Annotated in this window: 6 protein-coding genes; 3 read left to right on the top strand and 3 right to left on the bottom strand. The window is 71.2% G+C overall.

Annotation, left to right across the window (positions count from 1 at the left end):
- The first annotated feature begins 407 nt into the window (after window positions 1–407).
- Both ABZ919_RS32865 and ptsP read left to right on the top strand, forming a co-directional pair.
- Complete coding sequence (locus tag ABZ919_RS32865; protein ID WP_361254980.1) at window positions 408–857, top strand: PTS glucose transporter subunit IIA; 450 nt, start codon at window positions 408–410, stop codon at window positions 855–857.
- 79 nt (window positions 858–936) lie between these two features.
- The gene (ptsP, locus tag ABZ919_RS32860; protein WP_361254977.1) at window positions 937–2,607 is read left to right on the top strand and encodes a phosphoenolpyruvate--protein phosphotransferase; all 1,671 of its coding nucleotides are present in this window, start codon (window positions 937–939) and stop codon (window positions 2,605–2,607) included.
- A 116-nt stretch (window positions 2,608–2,723) separates the two neighbouring features.
- Here ptsP and ABZ919_RS32855 read toward each other — a convergent pair whose 3' ends face one another.
- Together ABZ919_RS32855 and ABZ919_RS32850 are read right to left on the bottom strand one after the other, a co-directional pair.
- Entirely contained in the window at window positions 2,724–3,617 is an 894-nt protein-coding gene (locus ABZ919_RS32855) for a hypothetical protein (RefSeq protein WP_361254974.1), read from the bottom strand.
- Window positions 3,618–3,642: 25 nt separating this feature from the next.
- Window positions 3,643–4,848 carry an MFS transporter gene (locus tag ABZ919_RS32850; protein WP_361254971.1) on the bottom strand — a complete coding sequence of 402 codons (1,206 nt, stop codon included), beginning with the start codon at window positions 4,846–4,848 and terminating at the stop codon, window positions 3,643–3,645.
- Window positions 4,849–4,975: 127 nt separating this feature from the next.
- Between ABZ919_RS32850 and ABZ919_RS32845 the strand changes: the two genes are divergently transcribed.
- On the top strand, window positions 4,976–6,295 hold the full coding sequence (locus ABZ919_RS32845) for an aminotransferase class I/II-fold pyridoxal phosphate-dependent enzyme (RefSeq protein ID WP_361254969.1): 1,320 nt from the start codon (window positions 4,976–4,978) through the stop codon (window positions 6,293–6,295).
- Window positions 6,296–6,325: 30 nt separating this feature from the next.
- Here ABZ919_RS32845 and ABZ919_RS32840 read toward each other — a convergent pair whose 3' ends face one another.
- Window positions 6,326–8,293, bottom strand: a complete 1,968-nt coding sequence (locus tag ABZ919_RS32840; RefSeq protein WP_361254966.1) for an acetoacetate--CoA ligase — start codon at window positions 8,291–8,293, stop codon at window positions 6,326–6,328.
- Window positions 8,294–8,438: the final 145 nt, after the last annotated feature.

The raw sequence follows: 8,438 nt of genomic DNA, 5'->3' as shown, positions 1-8,438 counted from the left end.
GTTGATTTTTGGCACGCTGTTGAGTTCTCAAGGAACGGTCGCTTCCTTTGTACTCACCCTCTCGGGCTTTCCTCCGGGCTTCCCTTCGGTGTTTCAAACTCTATCAGGGTTTTTCCGTCCCTCCGACCACCCTCCTGCGAACACGCAGAAGCGGATCCAGAGATAGGATCTGACGAGTTTGGGTTCTGCTGGGCGCGGGCGCTCTCGCAGCCCTCAGCCCCAAGCAGGAGTACGACTGTACACGGAGCCTCGAAGCCCGTGCAAATCCACGGGGTTGGTGGTCTAGACCACTTGCTGGTAGCTTCTATGCGGAACCGCCACTTCATCTGACATACCCTGCTGCTCAGGTGCCGTCCGGGACTGGCAGTGACGGCCCGTAAGCAGCTCCACTCCTTGGGAGGCTTCCCATGACCACCGTGACGTCCCCTCTTGCCGGACGTGCCATCGGACTGGCCGAAGTGCCGGATCCGGTCTTCTCCGGGGCCATGGTCGGCCCGGGCACAGCGATCGACCCCGTGCGTGAGCCGTCCGAGGCCGTTTCGCCGGTGGACGGCGTCATCGTCTCCCTGCACCCGCACGCATTCGTCGTGGTGGACGAGAGCGGGCACGGCGTGCTCACCCACCTCGGCATCGACACGGTGCAGCTCAACGGCGAGGGTTTCGAGCTGCTCGTCAACAAGGGCGACACCGTGACCCGCGGCCAGGCCGTCGTCCGTTGGAACCCGGCCGCCGTGGAGGCCGCCGGCAAGTCGCCGGTGTGCCCCGTCGTCGCGCTCGAAGCCACGGCCGAGTCCCTCTCCAGCCTCCGTGACAGTGGAGACGTGAAGGCCGGCGACAGCCTCTTCGCCTGGAACTGACGGCATTGCCGTCAGCCGGCGGCGTTCAGGACAACCACTGCGGCGGCGCGATCCGCCGCACCTATCGGAGACGGGTGAGATGGAGACAACGCTGCGAGGCGTCGGCGTGAGCCATGGCGTGGCCATCGGCGAGGTTCGGCACATGGGCACGGCGGTGCTGGAACCGCCGGCCAAGCAGATCCCGGCGGAGGAGGCCGAGCGGGAGCAGGGGCGCGCCCGCCAGGCCGTGGACGCCGTGGCCGCTGATCTGATGGCGCGCGGCAATCTGGCCGGCGGCGAGGCCCAGGCCGTGCTCGAGGCGCAGGCGATGATGGCCCAGGATCCCGAGCTGATGGCGGATGTCGATCGGCGGATCGCCGTCGGCAGCACGGCCGAGCGTGCGGTGTACGACGCGTTCGCCGCGTATCGGGAGCTGCTGGCCGGTGCCGGTGAGTACCTGGCCGGGCGTGTGGCCGATCTCGACGACGTGCGGAATCGTATCGTCGCCCGGCTTCTGGGCGTTCCCATGCCTGGTGTCCCGGACAGTGACGAGCCTTATGTACTCGTGGCGCGGGATTTGGCTCCGGCCGACACCGCGCTCCTCGATCCCTCGCTGGTGCTCGGTTTCGTGACCGAGGAGGGCGGGCCGACCAGTCACAGTGCGATCCTGGCGCGGGCGCTGGGCGTGCCGGCGGTCGTGGCGCTGCCGGGTGCGGGTGAGCTGGCCGAGGGCACGGTGATCGCCGTCGACGGCAGCACCGGCGACATCTTCGTGAACCCGAGCGAGGCGAAGAAGGCGGAGCTGGAGGCGGCGGCCGCCGAGCGCAAGGCCGCGCTGGCCGCTTCGACCGGGCCGGGCGTGACGGCGGACGGGCACAAGGTGCCGCTGCTGGCCAACGTGGGCGGGCCGGCGGACGTGCCGGCAGCCGTGGAGGCCGGGGCCGAGGGTGTCGGTCTGTTCCGTACCGAGTTCCTGTTCCTGGACGACAGCAAGAACGCTCCTTCCGAGGAGAAGCAGGTGGAGGCCTACCGGCAGGTGCTGGAGGCGTTCCCCGAGAGTCGTGTGGTCGTGCGGGTGCTGGACGCGGGCGCGGACAAGCCGCTGGACTTCCTGACTCCGGCCGACGAGCCGAACCCGGCGCTGGGTGTGCGGGGTCTGCGGACGCTGCTGGACCACCCGGAGGTCCTGCGGACCCAGCTGACCGCACTGGCCAGGGCTGCCGAGGGGCTGCCGGTCTACCTCGAGGTCATGGCGCCCATGGTGGCGGACCGTACGGATGCGAAGGCGTTCGCGGATGCCTGCCGCGAGGCGGGGCTGCAGGCGAAGTTCGGCGCGATGGTGGAGATCCCGTCGGCCGCGCTGCGGGCGCGCTCCATCCTGCAGGAGGTGGAGTTCCTGTCACTGGGGACCAACGATCTCGCGCAGTACACGTTCGCGGCCGACCGGCAGGTGGGCGCCGTGTCCCGGCTGCAGGACCCGTGGCAGCCTGCGCTGCTGGACCTGGTGGCGCTGTCGGCGGAGGCGGCGAAGGCCGAGGGCAAGAGCTGCGGCGTGTGCGGTGAGGCGGCGTCCGACCCGTTGCTGGCCTGTGTGCTGACCGGTCTGGGTGTCACCTCCCTATCCATGGGTTCGGCGTCGATTCCTTATGTCCGGGCCACGCTGGCGAAGTACACGCTGGCGCAGTGCGAGCGGGCCGCGGCGGCGGCCCGTGCCGCGGACAGTGCCGAGGATGCGCGGAACGCGGCTCAGGCGGTGCTCTCCGGCGAGTAGCCGTGTCGGCGCGCATCGCGTGCCGGGTTCAGGGGCGTCCCGCCTTCGGGTGGGGCGCCCCTGGTGCGTTTCCGTGCTGTCGACGCCGGGCAGCGCTCTCGTCCTGCCGGTGCCGGTCAGTGCGGGTGGCCCGGTGCCGGGCTCGCGTCTCCGAGGTCGGGGGGTGCGCTGTAGTCGACGCCGGGTTCCGGGGAGATGAGGTCACCGGATTCCACGTCGGTGCAGTAGGCGTCGAACACTTCGGAGGCGGTGAGTGGTTCGAGGCCGCCGGAGCGCAGCCGCCAGCCGTAGACCCGGTCGGGCCTGTCCGGGGTGCTGGCGCGCAGGACGAGACCGCCGGGACTTCGGGTGGCGAGGCCGAGCGCGAGGACGCTGGTGAATTCCAGGGCCTCGGCCTCGTCGAGCCGGCTGCCGCTGTGGCTGTCGCCGTCGCTGTGCAGGACGGAGAGGAGGGTGTCCGGTGGTCCGGAGACGCTGCACACGAGGTGCCGGTGGCCGGGTGGTGCGGTGTCGAGGATGCGGACCACGAGGTCGGAGGCGCGGGTGAAGGCCGCCCTGCCGATGTCCTCGCCGCAGGTGGGACAGGGGCCGAGGCGGGACAGCAGGGTGGTGGCGTACTCCCATGTCGCCTGTCGTACCGCTTCGTCCACGAGGGCCGGTACGAGGGCGGTGAGGGGCCGGCCGTCGTAGGGGATGGTGGGGCCGGTGGCGGCGAGCTCGGCAGTGAAGCGGCTGCGGCTGGCCGGGGCTTCCGGGTCGAGGCCGGATGCCGCGCAGTAGGCGGCGTAGTCCTCGGGGTCGAACAGGGCGAGCGTGGTGTGGGTGCCCCGGGCGGCGCGGGTCCTGAGGAGGGTCTCGACCTGCCGGAGGTAGGTGGCGTGGTCGTCGAAGGTGAAGCTGCGGTAGCGCCGCATGGTGCGGAAGTCGTGCTCGTCGGTGAGCAGGCCGATGGTGCCGGCGATCTCGCGGCTCAGGACGCGCCGCATCGTCTGGTGGTGGGTGTGCGCCATGTTTCCCCCAAAAAGTGCGCAGTGATCAATGCTCACTCACCGTAACCGGCGGCACTGACAACGGGTTCTGCCGGAGCCGGTCGCGGACCAAGCGGTGTTGAAGTGCGCAGGTCGCGGCGATGGTGGCGCCGAAGGCGGTCCAGCCGAGGGGGCCGGTGGCGATGGCGGCGGTGACGGCGAGGGGGCCGAGGCTGCGCTGACCGGACTGGGCGAGTCCGTGGACGCCGAGGTAGGCGCCCTGTGCGGTGTCCGGGGCGAGGGCGAGGGAGAGTTCCCAGGAGACAACGGCGTGCAGCATCTCGGCCAGCGTGAAGAGGGCGGCGGACGCGGTGAGCAGGCAGACGGCCTGAAGGGTGCCGCCGGTGGCGGACAGGGCCAGGGCGGCGCCGCCGGCGGCGGAGGCGGCGGAAAGGGGTGCCAGCAGTTTGCGGGCCGCCTCGCTGGTGGTGCCGTAGCGGGCGAGCGGCACCTGCAGGGCGACCACCATGACGTTGTTGAGGACGAGCAGCAGGGGGGCAAGGCCGTGCGGTACGCCCGCGCTGTGCGCGATCCACAGGGGCAGGCCGATCTGAAAGACGGAGTCGTCGAGGAAGAGGACGGTTTCGGTCGCCACGTAGGCGAGGTAGGTGCGGTCGCGCCAGGGGTTCGCCGGCTTCCCGGCGCAGGGGGTGGTGCCGGTGGCGGCGACGCGGCTGCTGCCCGGGGGTTCGGCGCAGCTGACGGTGAGCAGGGCGATCGCGAGGAAGGAGAGTGCGTCGCCGGTGAGGAGCCAGCGGTAGGCGGTGGTGGTGCCGAGGGTGAGTGCGGCTGCGGCGGCGAGACCGCCGAGGGCCCAGCCAGCGTTGGAGGCGGTGCGGTTGACGGCCTGGTAGCGGACGCGGTCGGGGCCGGCGACGCGGGCGGCGTAGAGCTTGGTGAGGACGCTGGAGGCACGGTCGCCGAGGCTGCCCACGGCCGAGATCATGAGCAGCGGCAAGTAGTGGTCGGTGGTGAGCAGGCCGAAGGAGGCGAGCGCGCGCAGGAGTTGGAGTGCGATCAGGATGCGGGTGAGGGGGAAGCGGTCGGCGATGCGTCCGCCGAGGGGTGCGCCCGCTATGCCGACGGCTCCGGAGACTGCGGCGAGCGTGCCGACCTGGGCGAGGGAGAGTCCGGAGACGTAGGTGAAGTACAGGACGGAGACCGAGGCCCACAGGCCGCTGCCGATGCGGTCGACGAAGGTGACGAGGAGCATCCGCCGTCCGTCGCGGCCTCCTGGTATGCGTGCGTGCCGGATGGTGGTCCCGGGCTGTGCGTCCACTGTTCCCCCTGGGTGGAGCCGAGCTTGATTTCCAGTTATGTATTGATACATAATTATTAACGTGGCAACACAATATGAGATCAGTGGCACGACAGCCAAGGCAATTGCCGGATCCGTCGAACGGGGCGTGGCGGAGGGGGCCTTGGCGCCGGGGGCCGCACTGCCGCCTGTGCGGGGGCTCGCGGAGAAGCTCGGAGTCAGTCCGGGCACGGTCGCCACGGCCTACAAGGAACTGCGGCGGCGTGGCATCGTCGTCACCCGCGGGCGGGGCGGCACGGTGGTCGCACCGGCTCCCGCGGTCGCCTCGCGTCGGCCGCCCAAGGTGCCCGAAGGGCTGCGGGACCTGGCGGGCGGACACCCCGATCCGGCGCTGTTGCCGGCGCTGCTCCCGCCGTCGCGGCTCTCGCCGGGCGCCCGTTCCCATCGCTCCGCGCCACGGCTGGCCCGGCTCGAGGACGCGGTGCGCGCATGGCTGGGTGCGGACGGCGTTCCCGTGGAGCACGTGACGTTCGCGCACGGGGCGCTGGACCTGATCGCCCGGGTGCTGGCGGTCGAGCTGCGTCCCGGGGACGGCGTGGCGATGGAGGATCCGGGCTATCACCATCTGCTGGACCTGGTCGCGGCGCTGGGGTTGCGCACCGTCCCGGTCGCCGTCGACGACGAGGGGATGCGCCCGGAGGCTCTGCGGGGAGCCGTCAGGACCGGGGTGCGGGCGGTGGTGTTCAGTCCGCGGGCTCAGAATCCGCACGGCGGATGTTTCTCCGCCGCCCGTCGTGATGCGCTGGCCGAGGTGCTCCGGGACGCGCCCGATGTGCTGGTGGTGGAGAACGACCACGCCTCCGAGGTGGCCGGCGCAGCCCTGCACACGGTGACCGCTGCCGGGCCGGCCCGCTGGGTCCATGTGCGGACCGTGAGCAAGTTCCTGGGCACCGATCTGCGCTGGGCGGCCGCGGCCTGCGACCCGGTGACGCTCGCGCGCCACGACGGACGGCTGCTGCTCACCTCGGGCTGGGTGAGTCACCTGCTGCAGGAGACCGTGCACGGTCTCCTGACGGACGCGGACACGCGCGCGCTGGTGGCACGCGCGCGTGAGACGTATGCGCTGCGGCGCACGGCGCTGGCCGGCGAGCTGGCCGCACGGGGTGTCGCCGCGCATGCCGCGAGCGGAATGAATCTGTGGGTGCCCGTGCGTGACGAGTCGGCGGTGGTGAACGGGCTGCGGTCGTACGGCTGGTGGGTCGCGGCCGGGGCGAGGTTCCGCCTGGCTGCCGGGCCCGGCGTGCGGATCACGGCCGCCGGGCTGGCGCCTGCCGACGCCGCGCGGCTGGCCTCGGACTTCGCCGCGGTGCTGGGCGAGTCCGAGGCCACCTATGGAGGGTGAAGCCGCAGGTGCGGGGTGAGCCCGCGAGGTTCAGCCGCGCTTGCGGGCGAGCTCCTCGTAGAAGCCGAGCAGGGCGAGGTTGTCGATGGAGCCTGGGTTGACGGCCTTCTCCATCGGTGTGCCCTGCAGGAGGCGCTTGACGGGGACCTCGATGCGCTTTCCGGTCAGGGTGTGCGGGACGCCGGGCACCTCGATGATCTCGTCGGGCACGTGCCGCGGCGAGAGCTGCTCCCGGATGGCCTCCTTGACGCGGCTGAGGAGTGCCTCGTCGAGGACAGCGCCGGGGGCCAGGTGCACGAACAGCGGCATCCAGTACCCGCCGTCGGGCTGCTCGATGCCGATGACCAGGGATTCCTTGATCTCGGGCAGGCGCTCGACCACCTCGTAGATGTCGGCCGAGCCCATGCGCACGCCCTGCCGGTTGAGGGTGGAGTCGGAGCGGCCGTGGATGATCACGGTGCCGCGCGAGGTGACCGTGATCCAGTCGCCGTGCCGCCAGACGCCGGGGTAGGTGTCGAAGTAGCTGTCGTGGTAGCGGCTGCCGTCGGGGTCGTTCCAGAAGTGGACCGGCATGGAGGGCATGGGGTTGGTGACGACCAGCTCGCCGACCTCGTCGACGACGGGCTTGCCCCCGGCGTCCCAGGCCTGCAGGTCGGTGCCGAGACCGGGCGCCTGGAGCTCGCCCGTGTACACCGGGAGCGTCGGTACGCCGCCGGCGAAGCAGGAGCAGACATCGGTGCCGCCGCTGACGGAGGCGATCCACAGGTCGTCGCGGACCTCGTCGTGCAGCCAGCGGAAGCCGTCGGGCGGCAGCGGCGAGCCGGTGGTGGCGACGCACTTCACCGTGGACAGGTCGTGGTCGCGTGCCGGGTGGACGCCGGCCTTGCGGCAGGCCATGACGTAGGCGGCGGAGGTGCCGTAGAGGGTCGCCCCGGTGCGTTCCGCGATCCGCCACTGGGCGCCGGTGTCCGGGTAGCCGGGGCTGCCGTCGTACAGGACGATCGTCGTGCCGGTGAGCAGGCCGGAGACGAGGAAGTTCCACATCATCCAGCCGGTCGAGGTGTACCAGAAGAAACGGTCCTCGGGCCCGAGGTCGCAGTGCAGGCCGAGTTGCTTGAGGTGTTCGACCAGGATGCCGCCCTGGGACTGCACGATGGCCTTGGGCAGGCCGGTGGTACCGGAGGAGTACAGCACCCACAGCGGGTGGTCGAACGGGACCTGCTCGAAGACGGGCTCGGTGTTCCCCGCCGTCAGCGCCGACCACTCCAGGCCGCCCTCGGGCGCCTGCGTACCGAGCAGCGGGATGTGGACGACGGCCCGCAGCGTGGGCAGTTCCCGGCGCAGTTCGGCGACGATGTCGCGGCGGTCGTGCTCCTTGCCGCCGTAGCGGTAGCCGTCGACGGTGAACAGCACGACGGGTTCGACCTGCTGGAAGCGGTCGAGGACGCTGCGGGCACCGAAGTCGGGGGCGCAGGAGGTCCAGACGGCGCCGACGGCCGCGGTGGCGAGGAGGGCGACGACGGCCTGCGGGATGTTGGGCAGGTAGCCGCTGACGCGGTCGCCGGGGCGAACGCCCAGGTCGCGCAGTTCGGCGGCGAGTGAGCCGACCTGGCGGCGCAGTTCGGACCAGGTCACCGGCTGTGGTTCATGGGTCTCGTCCACGTACAGGAGGGCGGGCCGGTCCGCGCGGTCGGCCGCGGCGCGCAGGGCGTGCTCGGCGTAGTTGAGGGTGGCCCCGGGGAACCACTGGGCGCCCGGCATGGCGCGGTCACCGAGTACGCGCGCGTAGGGCGTCGAGAAGCGTACGTCGAACCACTCCGTGACGGCTTTCCAGAAGGTGTCCAGCTGATCGACGGACCACTGGTGCAGGGCGGGGTAGCCGCCTGAGGCCGGGGCGCCGTGGTGTTCGGCGGCCCATGCCTGGAACTGGGTGATGCGTGCCTGGGCGATCCGCTCGGGATCGGGCTGCCAGAGCGGCTGGGGGTTCGCTGTCGACATGGGGGCGGCTCCCGGGCTGTGCGCGTCGTGGGCGTCGTTCCGCGCACGGCTGGGGTGTGCGCGTGACGCGGCTGACAGGGACGATGCCATGTGATCGACTTCTACACCAGGGTGCGCCCCACATAGTCGTTGTCGTGAAGATGTG

The sequence above is a fragment of the Streptomyces sp. NPDC046759 genome, from assembly GCF_040645475.1.
Lineage (GTDB): Bacteria > Actinomycetota > Actinomycetes > Streptomycetales > Streptomycetaceae > Streptomyces.
The sequence above is the reverse complement of the archived record's forward strand: the minus strand, read 5'-3'. Positions and strand labels throughout refer to the sequence as shown.